General features: G+C 53.4%; 15 protein-coding genes. 11 read left to right on the forward strand and 4 right to left on the reverse strand.

The annotated features are described in order from the left end of the window. The first annotated feature begins 2 nt into the window (after nucleotides 1-2). Complete coding sequence (locus ACFPOF_RS08155) at nucleotides 3-971, forward strand: aldolase catalytic domain-containing protein (RefSeq protein WP_378131420.1); 969 nt, start codon at nucleotides 3-5, stop codon at nucleotides 969-971. Between the two features lie 113 nt (nucleotides 972-1,084). On the opposite strand, the gene ACFPOF_RS08160 is transcribed toward ACFPOF_RS08155, so the two are convergent. Further along, a complete protein-coding gene (locus ACFPOF_RS08160) occupies nucleotides 1,085-3,523 on the reverse strand; it encodes an MMPL family transporter (RefSeq protein WP_378131422.1) in 2,439 nt (812 codons plus the stop codon). Nucleotides 3,524-3,541: 18 nt separating this feature from the next. After that, nucleotides 3,542-3,853, reverse strand: coding sequence for a hypothetical protein (locus ACFPOF_RS08165; protein WP_378131424.1), 312 nt, complete (start codon nucleotides 3,851-3,853; stop codon nucleotides 3,542-3,544). Nucleotides 3,854-3,942: 89 nt separating this feature from the next. On the opposite strand from ACFPOF_RS08165, the gene pxpB reads away from it, so the two are divergent. From pxpB to ACFPOF_RS08200, 7 genes are all read left to right on the forward strand, one after another. Next, a complete protein-coding gene (pxpB, locus tag ACFPOF_RS08170) occupies nucleotides 3,943-5,733 on the forward strand; it encodes a 5-oxoprolinase subunit PxpB (protein ID WP_378131426.1) in 1,791 nt (596 codons plus the stop codon). A gap of 22 nt (nucleotides 5,734-5,755) precedes the next feature. Beyond that, nucleotides 5,756-6,478, forward strand: a complete 723-nt coding sequence (locus ACFPOF_RS08175; protein ID WP_378131428.1) for a LamB/YcsF family protein — start codon at nucleotides 5,756-5,758, stop codon at nucleotides 6,476-6,478. Nucleotides 6,479-6,634: 156 nt separating this feature from the next. Then, entirely contained in the window at nucleotides 6,635-8,758 is a 2,124-nt protein-coding gene (locus ACFPOF_RS08180; protein ID WP_378131430.1) for a putative bifunctional diguanylate cyclase/phosphodiesterase, read from the forward strand. Between the two features lie 496 nt (nucleotides 8,759-9,254). Next, on the forward strand, nucleotides 9,255-10,931 hold the full coding sequence (locus ACFPOF_RS08185) for a copper resistance CopC/CopD family protein (RefSeq protein ID WP_378131432.1): 1,677 nt from the start codon (nucleotides 9,255-9,257) through the stop codon (nucleotides 10,929-10,931). Between the two features lie 38 nt (nucleotides 10,932-10,969). Next, entirely contained in the window at nucleotides 10,970-11,833 is an 864-nt protein-coding gene (locus ACFPOF_RS08190; RefSeq protein WP_378131434.1) for a sensor histidine kinase, read from the forward strand. Continuing rightward, complete coding sequence (locus ACFPOF_RS08195) at nucleotides 11,823-12,491, forward strand: response regulator (RefSeq protein ID WP_378131436.1); 669 nt, start codon at nucleotides 11,823-11,825, stop codon at nucleotides 12,489-12,491. Before ACFPOF_RS08190 ends, ACFPOF_RS08195 begins: the two co-directional genes overlap by 11 nt. A 141-nt stretch (nucleotides 12,492-12,632) precedes the next feature. Further along, a complete protein-coding gene (locus ACFPOF_RS08200) occupies nucleotides 12,633-13,247 on the forward strand; it encodes a YcnI family copper-binding membrane protein (RefSeq protein ID WP_378131438.1) in 615 nt (204 codons plus the stop codon). 220 nt (nucleotides 13,248-13,467) lie between these two features. Here the strand turns inward: ACFPOF_RS08200 and ACFPOF_RS08205 are convergent, their stop codons facing one another. Both ACFPOF_RS08205 and ACFPOF_RS08210 read right to left on the reverse strand, forming a co-directional pair. Then, nucleotides 13,468-15,132 carry a response regulator gene (locus ACFPOF_RS08205; protein ID WP_378131440.1) on the reverse strand — a complete coding sequence of 555 codons (1,665 nt, stop codon included), beginning with the start codon at nucleotides 15,130-15,132 and terminating at the stop codon, nucleotides 13,468-13,470. Continuing rightward, nucleotides 15,125-16,849 (reverse strand): sensor histidine kinase, encoded by a 1,725-nt coding sequence (locus ACFPOF_RS08210; RefSeq protein WP_378131442.1) that lies wholly within the window; start codon nucleotides 16,847-16,849, stop codon nucleotides 15,125-15,127. The genes ACFPOF_RS08205 and ACFPOF_RS08210 overlap by 8 nt, the downstream gene beginning before the upstream one ends. A 188-nt stretch (nucleotides 16,850-17,037) precedes the next feature. Between ACFPOF_RS08210 and ACFPOF_RS08215 the strand changes: the two genes are divergently transcribed. The 3 genes from ACFPOF_RS08215 (at nucleotide 17,038) to ACFPOF_RS08225 (ending at nucleotide 20,631) form a co-directional block, all read left to right on the forward strand. Beyond that, nucleotides 17,038-18,747 (forward strand): extracellular solute-binding protein, encoded by a 1,710-nt coding sequence (locus ACFPOF_RS08215; RefSeq protein WP_378131444.1) that lies wholly within the window; start codon nucleotides 17,038-17,040, stop codon nucleotides 18,745-18,747. An 84-nt stretch (nucleotides 18,748-18,831) separates the two neighbouring features. Continuing rightward, on the forward strand, nucleotides 18,832-19,737 hold the full coding sequence (locus tag ACFPOF_RS08220; RefSeq protein ID WP_378131446.1) for an ABC transporter permease: 906 nt from the start codon (nucleotides 18,832-18,834) through the stop codon (nucleotides 19,735-19,737). Nucleotides 19,738-19,752: 15 nt separating this feature from the next. Beyond that, the gene (locus ACFPOF_RS08225) at nucleotides 19,753-20,631 is read left to right on the forward strand and encodes a carbohydrate ABC transporter permease (protein WP_378131448.1); all 879 of its coding nucleotides are present in this window, start codon (nucleotides 19,753-19,755) and stop codon (nucleotides 20,629-20,631) included. The last annotated feature ends 15 nt before the right edge of the window (nucleotides 20,632-20,646 follow it).

The raw sequence follows: 20,646 nt of genomic DNA on the forward strand, positions 1-20,646 counted from the left end.
ATATGACGGTACATAATAAAACGAATCATTGTAAAATCGTAGACTGCACCGTGCGCGACGGTGGACTCGTCAACAATTGGGACTTCAGCGTGGAGTTCGTGCAAGACTTATACGAATCGTTGAACGCATCCGGTGTAGAATATATGGAGATCGGTTACAAGAACTCTCCGAAGCTGCTCAAGAGCGAAGGCACGGAAGGGCCTTGGAGATTTCTAGACGACGATTTCCTGCGCAAAATCATTCAGAAGAAAAACACGAAGCTTTCGGCGCTTGTTGACGTTGGACGCGTGGACGAAGCCGACGTGCTTCATCGCAGCGAATCGCTGCTCGACCTGATCCGCGTTGCCTGCTACGCCCGTGATACGGCGAAAGCGATCGAACTCGGAACTTTGTTCCACGAGCGCGGATACGAGACGACGATCAACATCATGGCTCTATCCGGCGTCATGGATAACGAACTGAACGAGTCGCTCGCGATGATTAACGACAGCCCGATCGACGTCGTCTACATCGTTGATTCTTTCGGCAGCCTGGATCCGGACGATTTCCGTTTCCTTGTCGAGAAATTCCGTCGTTCCCTGAAAAACAAACGCCTCGGCGTTCACACGCACAACAATCTTCAGCTTGCATTCGCGAATACGTTAACCGCGGCGCAACTTGGCGTCGAACTGCTCGATGCATCCGTATACGGCATGGGCCGCGCGGCAGGCAATACGCCGACCGAGCTGTTGCTCGCTAAGCTTTCCCGTCCGGAGTATAGCCTTCGTCCTGTGCTCGGCATGATCGAGAAACATATGATCAAGCTTCGCGAGAAGGAAGAATGGGGATATTTGATTCCGGATATGATCACCGGAACGTTAGACGAACATCCTCGTTCGGCGATGGGCTGGCGCGCGTCCGATAAGCGCGATCTGTTCACGGAATTTTACGACAAAATGACGACGCCTGAAATATTTCACGGCAACAAATAAGCTATGGAAGGGTTGTCCCACAAGTGTTTGCAAGGCATGGGAACATCCCAATTCACACGCGAACGGACCTCAATTTCCACTGCAAAGTGGGAGCTGAGGTCCTTTTTCAGGAATCATTTAATTGACCGCCTGTTCGTGCGACCAAGCAATACGGCAAACGAGGGCAGAATAACGCCGATGAACAAACTGGCATATACGACTAGGCCGATCAACGTGCCAATACCGATCTGGACTAGTGCTTCTACGCCTGAGAACGCCAGCGCACCGAACGTGCCGCCCATTATCGCTGCCGCAGTTCCGATGACGCCGCCGGTTGTGCGCATCGCCTTCGCCATCGAAGCGCGGACATTCCCGGCATGTTCGCCAACACGCAATTCCTCGTCGTACCTTGCCATTAGAAAAATACTGTAATCGACGCCCAAAGCGACGATCACCAGGAAAATAAAAAAGGAAGCGGTCCAGGATAAACCAGCGTATCCCAACGTCTTAACGAATAGGAATTCCGTAAGTCCCATCGTCACCGCATAGTTAAAGACAAGCGAGAGCAGCACATACAGCGGCGCGGTCCACGAACGGAGAAGCAACCCAAGCAGGAGAGCGATGCCCGCGAGCATAAGTGAGCCAGTACGGATGAAATCCCGGTAGGAGATTTCTTTCAACTCGTTATATTTCGCTGTAACGCCGGTCACATAAGCCTCAGAATCGGACAAGGCCGTTCCTAGCAGACTTGCGCGCACCCGATCCGTGATTGCGGGAACCGAGTTGATGGCAGCAATGCCGTATGGATAATCTTCGAGAATGAGCTCCAGTTTTGTCGTATGGCCGTCGGGAGACACGTAATAATCAAGAGCGGCTTGACGGGAGGCAGATGCTTCGGCAGACTCCGGTGCGCGTCCCTTTTCTTGCGCTCTCTTTAAGCTGCCGATCTGCGAAGACAAAAGCTTGCTCAAACCGTTCTCCCAATATCGGACTGCCGGTCCGACGCCGACCCAGCCTTTGCTGAGAGGAACGGCGCCAAGCGCCATCGTCTTCAGTGCCTCTATCAGCAGTTGCTGGTCGGAAATGATGGACTTGACGAGTTCACGGGCGATACTGGCGTCGGTAAGCTGCCCTTCGACGGTGAGCTGCGCCGGCTTCCGCCCAAGCGGTCTGACCGCGCTGCGAACTTCCTTGATCCCCTTTTCCCGAACGAGATCGGAACTGATCTGCTCGAGAGCGGCCAGACCGGTCGTGGAGCGCATCGACTCACGCGAAGAGACGACGACGGTAACAGGGAACGCTTCTCCGGCGCCAAATGCTTTCTCTACTTGCCGGAAGCCTTGGACCGAAGCTGCATGAGGATCAATCTCGGAAATATCGTCGAACGAGCGCTGACCTTGGAACAGCAGCGCCAGCGGCAGCAGGACGACGAAAGAAGCCAGCAGGATAATGCCGGGTTTTGCAGAGCATATCGAGGCCAGTCGGTCCCAGTGTCCTCTACGCAGGGAAGAGGGGCGTGAGGCAATTGGCTGGACCGTTTTATTTCCGATAAGAAGAAGCAAGCAAGGCGTTAACGTCACCGAAGCCGCGATGGACACGGCCATGCCGACGGAGATGCCGACAGCCGAACGATACAAGCCGAAATCAGCGATACCAAGAAGCAAGAACGCTGTGAATACGGTGCTTGCAGCGTACAGAACCGTTCGCGCGGCCCCTTTCATCGCGTCGCCGAGCGCTGCCGCACGGTCGGCAAGCAGCGGCCCCCGGACATGTTCGCGATATCGTTGTATAAACAAGATGCAATAATCGGTACCGGCCCCGAATAGAACGGCGATCAGGAATGATTCCGTAAAGTGGGAGACGGGTAAACCGAACTGTTCGGATGCGAATGCGATTAAGCCGCGGCTGATGACGAAGCTTACGCCGATGGTCAATAACGGGATAAACGGGATAACAATGGAACGAAAAGCTGCAAACAAAATCAATAAGACGATGCCGACGGTTAACAGTTCGGTCGTCCGTAGTCCTTTTTCCGAGACTTGTTGAAAATCCTGAGATAGTGCCGCCGTACCCGTTAGTGCGGCTACGGCGCCATCCGGAACGTCTTTCAATAGTGAATTGAGACGGTGCAGCGTTAGTTTTGTCTCGTCGTCGAAGTCCGCGAAAGGCAAATTGACGATCGCCAGCCGTGTTGTGCCGTCTTCGCTCGTCATTCGTTCGGCCAACTCTGGCTGGGAGCGGGAAGAGAGCACGCTGGTTATGCCAATCTCGTCTTTGCGGTTCGCAATGTTGTTCAGCAAGCCGTCCATCCAGCCAATATCCCCGTCGCTCAGGCCGCCCGGACGCGAGACGACGATGACGGCGCTTGACAGCGAACGAGAATCCGGATGCACGAGTTGAAGCAGCCGTGTAGCCTGTACGGAATCCGAGTCCGTTGGCAGAAAGCGCTGCTCGGTATGACGAACGACGTTCTGCAAATCCGGAAGAAATAAATAAGTAAGCAAGGCTGATGCCAGCCAGCATACGACAATCGCGAAGCGAAACCGGACAATACCGCTGATCCATGCGCTCATGAAGTGTGACCGCCTTCGTTACGGATGGGAGTAACCTTCCAACCGGCCATCGCCACGCAGAGCGGCAGCGCGATGAAGGGGATTCGGATGCAAATAGCAGGCGCCGCTGAACGCCTGACCTTCGGCCGATACGGCTGTCATTGTGACGCCGATGTCGTGCGATTCTGCAAATTGGGTGAGCAATTTGTCATCGTCCATACCGTCGATCTCGATATACCATAACCTCGTGCCGGCTTCGGAGACAACGAATAGCCTGGCGAGGGAGAAGGCGAGATGCCATGTGTGCGGGCCTTGTGCGATCGAGAGCTCCGCCAAATCGTATGTTTCCACTTTTGAACCCATCCTTTCATGCCGATATATTGATTGTAACGGTTCGGTCGAAAATGATGCAAATGCAAGTTGCCGAAGGGGGAGTTGTCATGCCGAAAACGGATATTGCGATCGAGTTGCTTGGAGACCGCGCTTTTCTTCTCCGTTGGGCTGGAGAGATAACAGCGGCGCAACTCGCGTTCTGCGCGAAGTTGTTGAACGGCGCCGAGTTCTTGTGGTTGAGCGAGACAGTTCCGGCATTCCGGACGATCGCTTGCCACCTTCGGGACAACTCCTTTGGCGTTCGAGAACCGGCTGAAGAAGCATTGCGGCTCGTTCGTTCCTCTAATCTTCCGGCGGGTGGCGAACAAAGGCGGGTCATAGAGTTGCCAGCCTTCTATGGCGGAGTGGCGGGACCCGACCTGGCTTTTTGCGCAACCTCAAGCGGATTAACGGAAAACGAGTTCATCGCCCGTCACGCATCTGCGACGTATGAGGTGGCGATGCTTGGCTTCGCTCCGGGCTTTCCGTATTTGAGCGGCCTTGACTCCGCACTGTCCCAACCTCGGAGGGCAACGCCACGATTGAAAGTGCCTGCAGGGTCAATTGGAATTGCTGGAGAACAAACGGGCGTCTATTCCGTCATGTCTCCGGGGGGCTGGCAAATTATCGGACGAACGGACGTCCCTTTGTTCCGACCGGACTCGGAGCGGCCTTTTCTGCTTGCGCCGGGCGATCGCGTGCGATTCGTTGCGGCTGACATGGGAGAAGGAGGGACGGATGCTGGGCGCTTCGAACACTCGTACGTGGAGCGAATTGCCGAACGCGAAGATGGCAGCCACGTCTTCAAGCGAGAGGGGACGGAGAGTGACGCTCTCACTGTGTTGAAGCCAGGGGTGCTTACGACCATTCAAGATTTGGGTCGCTCCGGCTGGCAAGCCTTCGGCGTGTCTCGAGGCGGGGCGATGGATAGGGTGTCGCTGCGTAAGGCAAATGTACTTGTCGGCAATGACGAAGGGGCGGCCGCTTTGGAGGTTACGCTAATCGGTGGGGAATATGCTGCCAACCGAGACATCGTCGTCGCGATATGTGGAGCAGATCTCGGCGCGTCCGTGAGCGGATCGAAGTTGCCGATGAACCGTCCGGTCCTTTTGCGTAAGGGGGCACAACTGACGTTCGGAGCGGCTGCGTCCGGCTGTCGAGCTTACGTGGCTATTGCCGGCGGCATCGACGTTCCCGTGGTGCTTGGCAGCCGTGCGACGGATGCACGGGCGAGGATCGGAGGCGGAGTGGGACGCGCGTTGCAAGCGGGAGACCGCATCCGGTGCTACAAGTCGGGCGAGATGACGTTCTTTGATCAGCTTAGGCGGAAAGCGGAGGCGGACGGAAGTGACTGGAGCGCACCGAGTTGGAGCGCGTCCGGTTGGGAGGAGGGTGTGGCTCCGACTATGGTGAGGATGTCGGGCAAACGTCGCTTGATCCCGATCAGGCTGCTGCCGGGTGCGGAGTGGGAGAGATTCGGAGAGGATGTCAGGGCACAACTGTTCCGTGAGGCATACCGGGTGAAGACGACTTCGGATCGTATGGGAGTGCGCCTGAATGGTCTCGCCATTCCGATATCGGAGGGCGGGGAGATGGAGTCTCATGGCGTAAGCCCGGGAACGATCCAGGTTCCGTCCGACGGACAACCGATCGTGTTAGCCATGAATTGCCAGCCGACGGGCGGTTACCCGAAGCTCGCCAACGTGATCGCAGCCGATCTGCCGTTGTTGGCACAAGCTGCGCCTGGAGATTGGTTGTCTTTCTCCCTGACGGACACCGATTCGGCAGATCGTGCGCTACAACAGCGGGAGCGTGAGCATGCACAATTAAAGGCTGGCCTAAAGTTGATGATGCGATGAGAAACTGAACGGAGGTAAAGAAGTGCGAACGATCGATTTGAATGCGGATATGGGAGAACTGACGGGAGCGGCAGGAAGAGCTTCAGATCGGAATCTGCTGCGATACGTTACTTCGGCCAATATTGCTTGCGGTTATCATGCTGGAGACGCGACTGTGATGAAGATGACGGTGGAAGGCTGTCTTGAGCTCGGCGTTGCGATCGGGGCTCATCCGGGCTTGCCGGACCGTGAAGGATTCGGCAGGCGGCGACATGCTGTCGGGGCGGACGAAGCAGCCGACATGGTACTCTATCAGATCGGAGCGCTGCAAGCGCTCATCAAGGCTGCGGGCGGAACGTTAGCCCATGTGAAGCTGCACGGTGCGCTTTATCATATGGCGTCAGACGATGAAGCTATGGCTATGGCTGTGGCGAATGCGATTTACCGACTGGACGATCGGCTTATGCTGTTCGGGCTGCCGGATACGGCGTGGAGCCAAGCCGTAGAGGCTTGTGGGCTGACGTTCGTGGCCGAAGGTTTCGCAGACCGGGCCTATCTGCCTGACGGTCGACTAATGCCGCGCGATCGCGAAGGCGCGGTACATCTAAGCCAAGACGCGGTCGCGATGCAGGCGATTGATCTGGCGGCAAGCGGACGCTTCGGCACGATCTGTTTGCACGGAGACGGACCGGGTGCTGTGGAGCATGCGATGATGGTTGCAGAAGCGTTGCAGGGTGCAGGAATCGCGATTCGCTCAACGAAGTGACTTTGCAATAAAGCTCGAATTTTGTCGATCAAAAGTCAAGGGAGTGTTAAAGTCCTAGTTCATAAGCAGGAAAATGAAGGAATACGTTGAATATTTACAATTCGGGAAAGTGAAGATCGCGAATAGATTTGGCAATGATTGGGTCGGGGGCAATTGATGGTGATGAATCGTGCGGAAATGAAAACGGCTTGGACGGTCATTGCGGCTTCGGCCGTTTTCTTATGCATCAGGCTAGTCGATAATGGGTTGGCGCGTGTTCTCGCTCCGATGAACGAAGCAGCGGTGCATGCGATTCTGGAAGCGTTCGGTGCGACAGCGTGTTTCTCGTTGGCCGTCTTGGGCTGGTTAATATTCGTTCCGACATTGTGCAGACAACGGCTTATGACTGCCGCATTATTTACGGCGATCGGGCTATTCGATCTTTTTCATGCTCTCAGCGGGCCGGGGATGCCTATGTATAGGCCCACGACCGGTGAAGCGCCAAGCATCACGTTGGAGTGGTTTTCTCAGTCGGTCGGCGCGCTTGGCATTCTTATCGTATTTTCGATGCGGAACACGATGGTTAAGCCGCGAGCTCGGCTGTATACGATCATTCCGGTTATTCTGGCGGTAGCTGGCGTGTCGTTTCTCGTTTTTCGAATGGAAAACTGGAACGAGGCCACTCTTGGGAAATTTGCGGTGTATCAATCGGCCTTAACTCTCGCATTATATATGTCTGCAATATGCATGCTATTGTATCGTCATCGCCTCGAAAAACCTGCTGCGATGCTCACGATCGTACAGGCGATCATCTGGCTCTTTTTCGCGAAAATTGAAGATTCGTTCAGCATGAAAATCGGCGGGTTGCATGATTTGCTTGGAGATGCTTTTAAGCTAATTGGTTATTCGTTCTTGCTGAAAGGCATCTACCTCGTTCTAATAGAAGAGCCCTATCGCAGGCAGAAGAAGACGGAGTCTCAAGTGAATTACTTGGCTTTCCACGACGAACTGACGGGGCTGCCAAACCGTCGCTTATTCTCGGAGAAAGTGAAAGCGGCGATGGCGAGAACGATTGATGACGGCGGAAAATTCACGCTACTCTGGCTTGACGTCGACCGGTTCAAGACGATTAACGACTCGATGGGCCATTCGTTCGGTGATCGTCTGCTCGTAGCGGTGGCTGAGCGATTGTCGAAGTTCGCGAAGAAGCGGGACAACGTCTTCCGTCTAGGCGGGGATGAGTTCGCGTTGCTACTTGGCGATATTGAGAATGAAGAGGAGGCGGGTGAAGCCGCGAAGGCGCTTGTCGCTTTGTTTGACGAGTCGTTCAAGATCGGCCCTTCGGGATTCCACATTACCGGGAGCGTCGGCGTAGCTCTGTTCCCGGACGATGGAGGCACGCTTGATCTGCTGCTTCAGAACGCCGACATCGCGATGTACAACGCCAAGGAGTCTCGCAATAGCTGGAAGAGATACGACAAGATGATGAATTTGAAGGCGAAAGAAAAGTTGCTTCTAGAGAACGATTTGCGCATTGGGCTGGAGCTCGACCAATTTTATCTCGCGTATCAGCCGCTGGTCGACTTGGAGCACGAATATCTCGTCGGGGCTGAAGCGCTTCTACGTTGGAACCATCCTGCACGAGGGGAAATTTCTCCGGGGGATTTCATTCCGCTGTGCGAGGAGAATGGGTTTATTTTACCGCTCGGCGAATGGGCGCTGCGACAGGCATGCAAGCAGATGAAAGCGTGGCAGGATCAGGGATTCCCGCCGATTGTTATGTCGGTTAACTTGTCCATACGTCAATTCCGACAGCATGACTTGAGCGAGAGAGTCGCCAGCGTGCTCAAGGAAACAGGGCTCGAGCCGCAATGGCTGGAGCTTGAAATTACCGAAAGCATTATGGCGGACGTTGCGTTCGCCACGGCTATGCTGGAGAAGCTGAAAAACATCGGCGTTAGAATCAGCATCGACGACTTCGGCACCGGCTATAGCTCACTGTATTATTTGAAGCGGTTCCCGATCGATAAGTTAAAAATCGACCGTTCGTTCGTGAACGACGTACTCACCGACCGCAACGACGCAGCGATTGTGTCCGGCATTTCCGCGATGGCCCGCAACTTGAATTTGAAGGTGACGGCCGAAGGCGTGGAGAGTGCCGGTCAAGCTGCTTTTCTGAAGGAACAGAAATGTCAGGAGGCCCAGGGTTACTATTACTCGCGTCCGGTCCCGGCTGCTCAGTTCGAAGCTTTGTTTGGGAGCGAAAGGAATAAAGCAAGTAAGAAAACGATTTCCTTGTGATCAGCCGTTATTCGGAAGCAGGCATATTTTCTTAACACAAACGACCTCATCCTGCGCTTTGTCGCGGCGGTGGGGTCATTGTGTTGGTGGTTTGTGGGGAATTGGCCACCAGGATGATTCGCCTGAAAACCGGAGAGCTCGTTTACTTGGCCTTGGAAGCGGCATCGAGCATGGAGTTACTCACTTTGGCGAATTAATTCTGCCTCGGACTCGGCCCCGAGCATGGAGTTACTCACTTTGGCGAATTAATTCTGCCTTGGAGACGGCATCGAGCATTGAGTTACTCACGCTGGCGAATTAATTCGGCCTTGGACGCGGCCCCGAGCATGGAGTTAGTCAATTTGGCGAATTAATTCGGCCTTGGAAGCGGCCCCGAGCATGGAGTTAGTCACTTTGGCGAATTAATTCTGCTAGACCAACTAGCTCATCTGGAGTTGAACAGGTAGTCGGGTTCGAGTACGATAGAGTAGCCAGAATGGGCGAACAGGAGGCGGCAATGATGACAAGTTCCGAGCGTTCCCGCAGTTATGTGGGAAACGATTTTATTATAAAAGCGGCAAGACTGGCGATCGCGCTAGTCGTGATCTGCCTAGGGGTGGCCACGCTGTCCGGCAGGGCGGAGGCACATGCGCAGTTGGAGCAGACGACGCCGGTATCCGGCGCAAAGCTGGAAACCGGGCCGGCTTCCGTCGAGCTTCGCTTTAACGAAAGACTTGACAGCGGGGGCATGAAGTTGTCCGTGCTAAACGAAGATAAACGCGATATTTCCAAAGGAAAACCGGAGCTGTTCGACGGGAACAAGGCGCTCAGAATCGATTTGCCGAAGCTAGGAGTCGGCCGTTATACCGTCTCTTATTCTGTCATTTCGGCCGACGGCCATCCGGTATCCGGCGCATACGTCTTTACGGTCGGCAATCCGACATCGCTGAAGGACGCGAGTGAACTCGATCCGCATTCGCAAGTCGGTCATGCCCATGAACACGGCGGAGCGGGCCTCACGCAGCAATCTTTTCTATTATACGCCTCGAGAATTGTCTATTACGCCGGGTTACTTACGGTTGCCGGTCTTGCGATGTGGGGACTGAGAAGGAAAATGTCAGCGGACGCCACCGACACGTATCGTCGCACGCTGGCACTGGCGGGCAAATTCGCGCTAATCGCGACGCTTGTCTACGTCTTCTTCAGCCTTCAGGATTTGGGGCAAGGGGAACCGATCTCGGAGTGGGGACGCATTCTGACGGAGACGACGATCGGCAAGCTGTATATTGCGGAGTTATTGCTGGCGCTCGCCGCGCCGCTATTGCCGTCGTTGGCCGCATCTGCGCGGTTGATCTGGCCGCTCGCCGCTCTGCTCGCCGAAGCTTGGTCCGGACATGCTGCCGCTTACGATCCTGTTATTTATACAGTTGGCCTTGATTTCGCGCACTTGGCGGCTGCATCTCTCTGGGGCGGTGGATTGCTTCTATTGCTTGCGATCTGGCGTATAGATCGGTCGGAAGCGGGTCGTTTCGCAATGGCGTTCTCCAAATGGGCGTTCATCTCTTTCGTGGCGCTCTGGGTAACGGGTGTGCTGTCAACGCTCGATTTTCTCCCATCGCTCGAATATCTTAAATTCACCCTATGGGGAAAATGGCTCATCGCCAAAGTCGCGTTATCCGTGCTCGTTGCGATTACGGCGTTGCTTATTCGACAGCGTTTACGCAAAGGAGACGCACCGCGCGGATACTTGCTCAAGATCGATGCGGGGTTGCTTGCGTCTATCGTGCTGTGTGTCGGCATACTGACCTATCAGACGCCGCTGCCGGATAACGAACCGCTGACTTATCACAAGATGGGAACCGAGATGCATGTCACGCTTCGGATTACGCCGAACGAACCGGGAGAAAACAATTTTACGTTAAAAATTTGGCTGCCCGAGAAAGTCGCGAAAGGCGAGCCGAAATCCGTAAAGCTGCGGATGTTGCCGACAAGCAAGAAGGATGTGGGCTATATCGACGTCCCGCTTGAGAAATATACGGACCAGGAACAAGATGCCTATCCGGATTTTCTAAAAACGACTTACCGTTCCAAGGGACCATACTTGCCGTTTGCAGGTGAATGGACGGCGCAAATTCGGGTGACCGACGGCGAAGACAACGAGCGGGTTTTGGAGACCACTTATCGAATATATTGATCGAGATATTTTGAATGATGGAAAAGGGGGCGTATAAGATGATCTTCCGGAGCAAAGACCGGCGTCTGAAGTGGTTGATTCTGCTTATCCCGACGTTAACGATCGGGCTGTGGGAATACATCCGCCATACGTTCCTCCTGCCTTATTTGTCGATGGATCTCGGTAACTTCCTCGCGCCCTTTATTGTTCTGGTCGTTACCCTGACAGTCGTACGCGGGCTTTTCGGCAGATTGGAACAGTCGCAACAGGCACTGCAACGGGAGAAAGAATCGAACGCTTCACTGGAGGAGAGGGAGCGATTGGCAAGGGAGCTTCACGACGGCATCTCGCAATCTCTCTTCCTGCTGGCGGTGAAGCTTGACCAGTTGGACGAGCAAGTTGTCGAAGGACCGGTGAAGCCGCTTGCGGAAGGGTTGCGGGAGACGGTGCGGGTCATGCATGAGGACGTGAGGCAAGCGATCGCGAACCTCAAGCAGCCGCCTTCCCCGGCGGAGGCGGCTTGGGTCGCTCCGATGCGCGAGCTTCTCGGGGAGACGGCTGGCATTGCGGAAGCGACGGCGGAATTCAACTGGAGCATTCCTGAAGGAAGCTTGACCGACAAGGAGAAAATCGAACTTCACGCTTGCGTAAGAGAGGCGATCATTAACGTGCGCAAGCATGCGAAAGCTTCCCGCGTGTTCGTCAACGGCGAGAAGGAGGGGGAGAACGGATTCCGTTGCACGGTCGAAGATGACGGCGTCGGTTTTGCCGCAGATCCGCTTCAGGCGCAGGGGAGGTTCGGGCTCCGCATCGTTCGCGACCGAGCTCAGGCGATGGGGTGGACTTTTGTAGCGGAACGGCGCGGAAGTCGTACGGTTGTCGAATTGCGGAAGTTGGATAAGGAGGGCGTGTATGCCCGTTAAAGTATTGTTGGCGGACGATCATAAGCATGCCAGGGAAGGGATGCGGACGATTGTCTCTGCGATGGACGATTTCGAAGTCGTCGGCGAAGCTGCGAGCGGTGAAGAAGCGCTTGAACTGGCCGGCGCACTCAGGCCGGACTTGATCTTAATGGATATTCACATGCCAGGAATGGGCGGTTTCGAAGCGGTGAAAGCGATCAAAAGCGCGTACCCCGAAGCGAAAATCGTCATGGTGACGGTATCCGACGAGGTGTCTCATTTGTTCGAAGCCATTCGGAAAGGTGCGCAAGGTTACTTGCTGAAAAACTTGAATCCTTCCGCTTGGCGGGAATATTTGAGAGCGGTCGCGCTTGAAGAAACGCCGCTGAATCCCGAACTGGCGACGGCGATATTAAGAGAATTATCGGCTAGGAAGACGGCGGACCCTGCGACTGCGCGTAAAGATCTGTCCGAGATCGAGCCGCTTACACCAAGAGAGCGGGAGATTTTGCAGGAAGTGGCGAGAGGGAAGACGAACCGGGAGGTGGCGGCTGCGCTCATCTTGTCCGAGCATACGGTAAAAAACCATCTGAAAAACATTTTGCAGAAATTGCATTTAGATAACCGGGTCCAGCTTACACGTTACGCTTACGAACGGGGCATGGTGGAGACGGATTAAAGGCGATGAGCCGCGAGCGTCGCAATTTCGTCACAGACTGCAAAGGCGTATGACTCTTTCGAGTCATGCGCCTTTTTCTGTCGGGGACTATACTTGGGAATATCAAACAACCTATCGGACAGGAAAGGTCGGATCGTTCCCATGAAAAAAAGTTTTGTGCTCGTACTTGCTTTGTTATTGACATTCAGCTTCGCTAGCCTTGCCAGCGCACACGTGACCGTGCAGCCGAAGGAAGCGCCTGCCGGTTCTTACCAAGTATTCACGATGCGTGTCCCTTCGGAGAAAGAGACCGCGACGACAGAAGTAAAAGTCGCCGTTCCGGCCGGCGCCGATGTGAGCCGCGTGGAGGCGAAAGCGGGCTGGACGTATGCATTCGAAAAGGGTGCGGACGACAAAGTCGTCAGCATTACATGGAAAGCGGATGGATCTGGTATCGGCGCAACGGAATTCGCGGAATTCCGCTTTCAAGGAAAAATCGCGGACGACGCGAAAGAACTCGTCTGGAAGGCGTACCAGACCTATGGCGATGGCGAAGTCGTCGAATGGACTGGCGCTCCGGACGCAGATAAGCCGGCATCCGTTACGACGGTTACGGCGGCGACAGGGGACGGACATGGAGATGGCCATGGCGCGGCAGCCACGGGCGGGGCTGAATCAAGCGACAGCCGCGACGGGCTGACGCTGTCGATTGCAATCGCGGGCGTTGTCCTCGGCGCGCTCGCTCTCATTGTGGCGCTGTTCCGGAAAAAAGCTTAAGCGAACGGACGATAGCGTGCGCTGATCCGAAATGCAGTGATCGTACGAATGAGAAAGAAATAGGGATACTTGCCGTTCGAGGAGCCGTCAGCGCCTCTCCGAACGGCAGGTATCCCTTTTCACGCTTCGCTGATAGGCTTCCTTTGAACGAGTCCGGAGCTGCTACGACCCGAATAGGATTACGTTGCATGTTCACGGTCTTGGTGATTTCTCCTTCCTTTCATGGATTATTGTTGCTCTGTTTGTACTCCAACGGGGTAATGCCGACGTTTTTCTTGAAAAATTTAGTGAAGTAGGGAACGTTGTCGAAGCCGAGCTCCAGCGCGACTTCCTGGATTTTAATTCCATCCACGAGAAGAAGCTCCATCGCTTTGGATATTTTCAGCATTTTCGTCCGATCGGACAAAGAAATCCCCTTCTCCGCATGGAAGAGCCGCGATAGATAAAAAGGACTAAGGTGAAACCGCTTGGCGAGATGGCTCAGCGAAATATTTCGTTGCAAATTGTCCACGATATACGCGTCTACTTGATCGATAATTTCTTTCTTCTGATCTTTTCTCTCTCCTTCCGCAAGCGATAGCAACCGATCCGTCAATTGCAAGAAATAAGTTTCCAACGCAGGCCAATTAGCATGTTTGCCGTAATGGGCCAGAGGGTCCAAGCCTGGGGCGTTCGCGATCGCGCCGGTCAATTTTCTGGCGTTCATGTAGGTCAAGAACATGGCAGACAGATGGGCGAAGATTTCCAATTGAAAAGCGTAATCGAGAAAGACCGATCGTTGGGCGAGCTGAAGAAAACGGGTTAATTCCTGCCGGAAGGCAGCGCCGTTGCCGGATTCCAGCAAACTAAGCAACTGATTGATATGCTTTCTAACATCTTGGGACATCCATTCCGGTCCCCCGAATCGGACCAGCATATCGTCCGCTTGCTCGACAAGGATGATCTCCTCGTCGAGACCGATGCCCCTCTGAATCAGTTCGCGCATGGAGTGGTAGGCTTGATGGATTTGTCCCCATTCGACGTCCGGCTTAGAGAGCACGAACGAGACGGGAAGGCGCAAATAATGCCGGATAGACTGTTGGATTTTTTCAAGGAGCTCGTTAATATACCATTGCAGTTTGGCGGGGTCCTGAATTTTCGATTGATCCTCGTCCGGCGAATCCGGTTCGTCGATCTGAATGAGCCAAACGGAATATCGGCTTTCGGAAAATGATTGAATTCGGCATATCCGGTGCAAATACTCCTCTACGATGTTGTGGACCGCATTTTGCATCAGCAGCTTGTCTTTCGGCGAGTAGTCCTGCGGCCACCGGTCGACCCTTCCAAGCATCATAATGAAAGACCGATCGGGCAGAAGAGGGATCTGAAGCTCGCGAAGCTGCGATTGTATCGTATTCGCCGCGGGAGGCTGCGACGTTAACAAGCTCTCGACGAATTCCTTTTGAAGTAGATTTTGAGCTTTCTGCAATTGAAGTTCCGCTCGGGCCATCACGTCGAGCGTTTGCAGTTCGGTTTCGATTTCCAATATTCCCCTTTGAAGGGTGTCCAGAATCGTATCGTCATCGACCGGCTTTAGCAAATAATCGAAAGCGTCGTGGCGAAGCGCGGATTGCAAATATTCGTAGTCGGAGTAACCGGACAAAAAAATGACTTTGCAGTTCCGCCAATGTTTTTTGACCCGCTCCACGAGCTCGATGCCGTTCATTCCCGGCATTCGCACGTCCGTGATCAGAATATCGATCCGGTTCTCCTGCATGATCTCTATCGCTTCGGGAGCGGACGTCGCCTTCCATAAGAGAAGTTCGTTTCTGTCCGATCTCTCCAGCATATTAAACATGGAATCCACGATAAACGGCTCGTCGTCGACCAGCAGCACATTAAACATCGGTACCGTTCCCCTTCCGGTTAATTGTAATGGTCACGAGCAAACCCCCGCTGCTGCCCGTTTGCAGCCTAATTCCGCTAGCTGCGCCGTAACGAAGCTGCAAACGGCGATGAACGTTCCACAAGGCGTGATCGTCGGTCTCGTCCTGAGTCCGCAGTTTCCTTTCCCACTCATGCAGGGCATCCGATTCGACCCCTTTTCCGTTGTCTTCGATTTCAACGACCAAAACCGATTCGTCGCAACGAATTCGGACGTCCACGCGCCCGTCCCGGATCGTATGCTCATGGCCGTGCACGATGGCGTTCTCCAGGAAAGGTTGAATGATGAGGCGCGGCACCTCCCATTCGTCGGCGGGACCCTCGATGTCGAATCGGAAAACGATGCGATCATGGAACCGGAGCTGCTGAATGGATACGTACACGGCCGCATGCTGAATTTCTTTGTCCAAGGAAACGACATCCGATTTGTTCTGCGTGATGAATTTGAAATAATCCCCCAGATGCTTGGACATGGCGGACACGCCTTCGTAATCTTCTTCCTGAGCCATGCGATAGAGAATGTAAAGACTGTTATAGAAAAAATGGGGGTTTATCTGCGATTGCAACTGCTTAAGCTCCGACCTTTGGCTGCGGATCGTTTGCTCGTACACTTGCTTGACCAGAATGTTAAGCCGGATAACGGTTTGGTTGAATTGATCGTACACGTAATTGAATTCGTCCCGGGTCCGGTGCTGAAGATGAACGTCGAATTGACCGGTTTCGATTTGCCGGAAAGCTTTCAATAGCTTAAGCATCGGCTTATGAATGACCCTAAGCAGAGAGAGCGAGACGACGAACACGACAAAGACGGACAAGGCGGACAATATCCACAACCATCGCTTGAACGGAAGAACGGGCTGCAGCACCTTTTTCTCGTCGACCAACATGACATATGACCAATTGACGGATTTGAATCGTTCCGCGAAGCGCAAATAAGACTTGTCTTGAACATGGATCACTGTCCCTTCTTCCGTTGCAATTTCCCCGGCGAGAAGCTCGCCGTAGGCATCCCTGTCGAAGGAGGAGACGGACATCGCGGTGCCGTCGTCATTGCTCTTGATATAGGCGAGACCGTCTCCGATCGTATTCGGATTCCGGATTTCCTCCCGGATCTTATCGAGGGAAATTTCGATGACCAGAAGGAAAGTGCTGCTCGACAGCTGCGGGAAGCCGAGAATGAAATAAACTTGATCGTTCTTATAGCTCAAACCGGACGAGGTAAATTTCTTCAGCCCGCTAAACGATGAGAATTCGCCGGGGTCCATTTCCGTATATCCATTAACGGACGACAAGCGGCGATTATCGTGCTGCATAAGGACGAAGGCTTCCTTGATATATCGACTGGACGAAGCCAATGTCTTCAGTTTGGTCAGCAGATCGTTGTAAGCTTTCGTGCGTTCGTACACTTTAAGCGTTTCGGGCCGGTTGCTCAGATCCTGCAAATCCGAATCGCTCAGAAATTCCAACTGCAATCGGGAGATACGTTCGAACTCGGAATCCATGGAAGAAACGAAATAGGCGGATTTCTGTTCCATCAGGTGATAAATTTGTTGGCGCATAATATCGACCCCGGATTTGCTCATGAGGAAAGCGATCGCGTAAATAGGAATCAGAATCGCCAAGAAAGTCGTCCAGAGCTTAAGGAAAATGCCGTAACGTAAAGGAAACATCGTATTCATCCCGATAAGACACCCTCCTTTTCTACATCCTAACCGCAAATCTACGGATCGACAATAAATCGGCGCAAGAGAGCAACAAAATAGAAGCGACAGCAAAACATTACTCTTGTTGGGGAGGATGGCCAGTCCATTATAATGAGGTCAATCACTCGAGTGATCATCCACAATGAACCATAGGGGGAACAAGCATGGCCAAACGCGCAGGGAAGAAATCCGTTGTTTTGCTTCTCGCCATCATGACGGCTGCTGGGACTTTAAGCGCTTGCTCGAAATCGAATAGCGGGTCCGCGAGCCAGTCCGCAAGTTCGGATAAGCCGGAAGCAACGCAGAGCGCCGCTCCCGAGAATGTCGATCCGCTTGGAAAGTTCGATCCGCCGATCACCGTGAATATCGGGAGGTCGGTCGGAACCGATTGGAAATACGCGCCCGGCGAATCCATCGATAAAAACCGGGTTTACGATTTTTACGAAAGCGGCCTCGGCGTCAAACTTGTCAATGAGTTCGCGGTGGCAGGAGATCAATACAGCAGCAAAGTGAACACGGTAATCGCTTCCGGACAAATTCCGGACATGATGCTGGTGGACGGCGTGCAGCTGAGAAATTTAGTTAAAGCCGGCATGGTTGAAGATTTGTCCGGCTTGTACGACAAATACGTAAGCCCGGATACGAAGAAAATGCTGGATGAAGACGGCGGCTACGCGATCAAGAGCTCGACCGTGGACGGCAAACTGTACGGAATTCCGGTGACCACGCAAGGGTATTGGTCTGCCATGGAACTGTGGATTCGTCAAGATTGGCTGGATAACCTCGGGCTTCAACCGCCGAAGACGACAGACGAGTTGATAGCCGTAGCCAAAGCCTTCACGGAGCAGGATCCGGACAAAAACAACAAAAAGGATACGTTCGGCTTGGCTTTGAGCAAAGAACTGATGAATCCGTTCATCGGCTACTTTAACAGCTTTCACGCCTATCCGGGGGCTTGGGTCACGGATGCTGGCGGAAAGGCGGTATACGGCAGCATTCAGCCGGAAATGAAAGCTCCGCTGGAGAAGCTTGCCGAGTTATATAAACAAGGCATCATCGATCCGGAGTTCGGGGTCAAGGATGTCGAGAAGATGAAGGAATCGATCGCCTCCGGCAAAGTAGGCATGGCGTTCGGAAACTTTGCTTTCCCGCTTGGCTCGCTTAAACAATCTTATGCCAACAATCCGGATGCGGTATGGAACGCTTATCCGATGCCGAGCGTAGACGGCACGCCTTCCAAAGCCTATATCGGATCCACGGCTTCCGGCTATTGGGTCGTACGCAAAGGCTACGAGCATCCGGAAGCGGTCGTCAAGCTGGCGAATTTCTGGGTTCAGAACTGGGTCGTTCATCAAGTGGAGGACGAGAAGTACGGATCCGATCCCGATACCGGCGTTTTGTACTATGTGTACGGTATCGTGAATCCGCTCGCTCCGATGACCCATATTCCCGAATTCAGAGACGTAAAAGCCGCGCTCCTCGCTCACGAGCAGGCGGACAGCACGAAAAACACGCCAAACGTCTTTGCCTATCTAGACGGAATTAACAAGTATTTGAAGGATCCCAAAAATTCGAAAGATCCTAGCATTCAGAACGGATGGGCGTTCAATCGGTCATTCGGGACTCCGAAGAGCGGGTTGGAAGTTCTCGACGAGTACTATTACAAAAATAATTACATTCTCTCCACTCCGTTAAAAGTCGCTTCCACGCCGGCCATGGCGGAGAAAATGCCGACGCTCAAGAAAATGGAAGATGCGATGATCATGAAAATCATATTGGGTGACGAAGGGATCGATTCGTTCGACCGGTTCGTGAGCGACTGGAACAAATTGGGCGGCGATAAGATTACGGAGGAAGTCAACAGTTTCAAATAAGTCGGGGACACAGCGGAGGGATTGTAGCGTTTTCGTATAATCCCTCTCGGCTGCCGCATTGCATGGCCGAGGGAGGTAACAACCATGAAACGAAACGCATTGTTTTTAAAACGAAATTTGCCGCTTCATTTGATGCTCGTACCCGGCATAATCTTTACGATTTTGTTCGCTTACGTGCCGATGACGGGAATCGTTCTTGCCTTTCAATCTTTCGTTCCGGGACGAGGCTTGTTCGGCTCGGACTGGGTCGGGTTCGATAACTTCTCCTATTTGTTTAATTTGCCGGGAATCTATCAGGTCATTTATAACACGGTTTTTATCGCGGTCATGAAAATTATAGCCGGATTAATCGTTCCGATTGCGGCGGCATTGCTGCTGAACGAGATGAGAATTCGTTTTCTGAAGCGTACGGTCCAGACGCTCATCTATTTGCCCCATTTTCTGTCTTGGGTCATTCTTGGCGGCATTCTGATCGACGTCTTGTCCATTGACGGAGGGATCGTCAATCGTTTCATCGAATGGCTCGGATTCAAATCCGTTTTTTTTCTCGGCAGCAACCAATGGTTTCCGTTTACTCTTGTCGCCACGGACGTATGGAAAGACTTCGGTTTTTCCACCATCATCTATATGGCCGCGATTACGGCTATCGATCCGACCACTTACGAGGCGGCGCACATCGACGGAGCCGGCCGCTGGCGGCAAACTCTCCGCATAACGCTGCCCGGCATTGCGCCGACGATCGTTCTGCTTTCGGTACTAAGTCTCGGCAGCATTCTGAATGCCGGGTTCGAGCAAGTGTTCATTCTGTACAGCCCTTCCGTCTACTCGTCGGGAGATATTATCGATACGATGCTTTATCGTCTGGCCTTTATGGATGCGCAATACAGCGTCGCCACGGCTGTCGGTCTATTTAAGTCGTTTATTGGATTGTTCTTGATTTCTTCGTCCTACTGGCTCGCCTATCGGTTTGCTAATTACCGCATCTTTTGAGAAAGGAGAGCCTCTATGGTAGAATCGAAAAATTTCGGCAGCCGGTTATCCAGATTTTCGATCAACGCGATCATGATTGCGCTTGGGCTGCTGTGCCTATTGCCGTTCCTGAACGTGCTGGCTTTCTCTCTAAGCAGCCCGGCCGCGGCAGAAGCGAATCGTGTCGGATTCTGGCCGGTCGAATTCAGCCTGGACGCCTATCGGTACATCATGGGAGAGTCCAAGTTCAGCCAGGCGTTCATGGTATCGTCGCAACGCGTGATTTTCGGCGTTACGCTTAGCGTATTTCTGACCTTATTAACGGCGTATCCGCTGTCCAAAGAATCGATCCATTTTCGTCCGAGAACGGTTTACGTCTGGTTTTTCGTCGTGACGATGCTGTTCGGAGGCGGACTGGTCCCGATGTATATGGTTATCCGATCATACGGGTTGCTGGATTCGATCTGGGCTTTGGTGCTGCCGTCGGCCGTACAGGTTTTCTATATTACGCTTATGCTGAATTTCTTCCGCGGTTTGCCGAAGGAGTTGGAAGAATCCGCCTTTGTCGACGGCGCCGGCCATTGGGTTATCCTGTTTCGCATTTTTATGCCGCTGTCTATGCCGGGGCTGGCGACGATCGGATTGTTCACGTTAGTCAGTCATTGGAACTCGTGGTTTGACGGGCTTCTTTATATGAATAAGCCTTTCCATTATCCGCTGCAAACGTATTTGCAAACGATCGTCACGAATCCGGATATGAGCCGCGTTTCCGATGTCAGGGAAGTGCTGAACATTTCCACGCGCACGGTCAAGACGGCTCAAATCTTCGTAGCGATGCTTCCGATTCTGATCGTGTATCCTTTCCTTCAGCGCTTTTTCATAAAAGGGATCGTACTCGGGAGCGTCAAGGGATAACGTGGCAGGAAGGAG

Source organism: Cohnella soli (genome assembly GCF_042655525.1).
Taxonomy (GTDB): Bacteria; Bacillota; Bacilli; order Paenibacillales; family Paenibacillaceae; genus Cohnella; species Cohnella soli.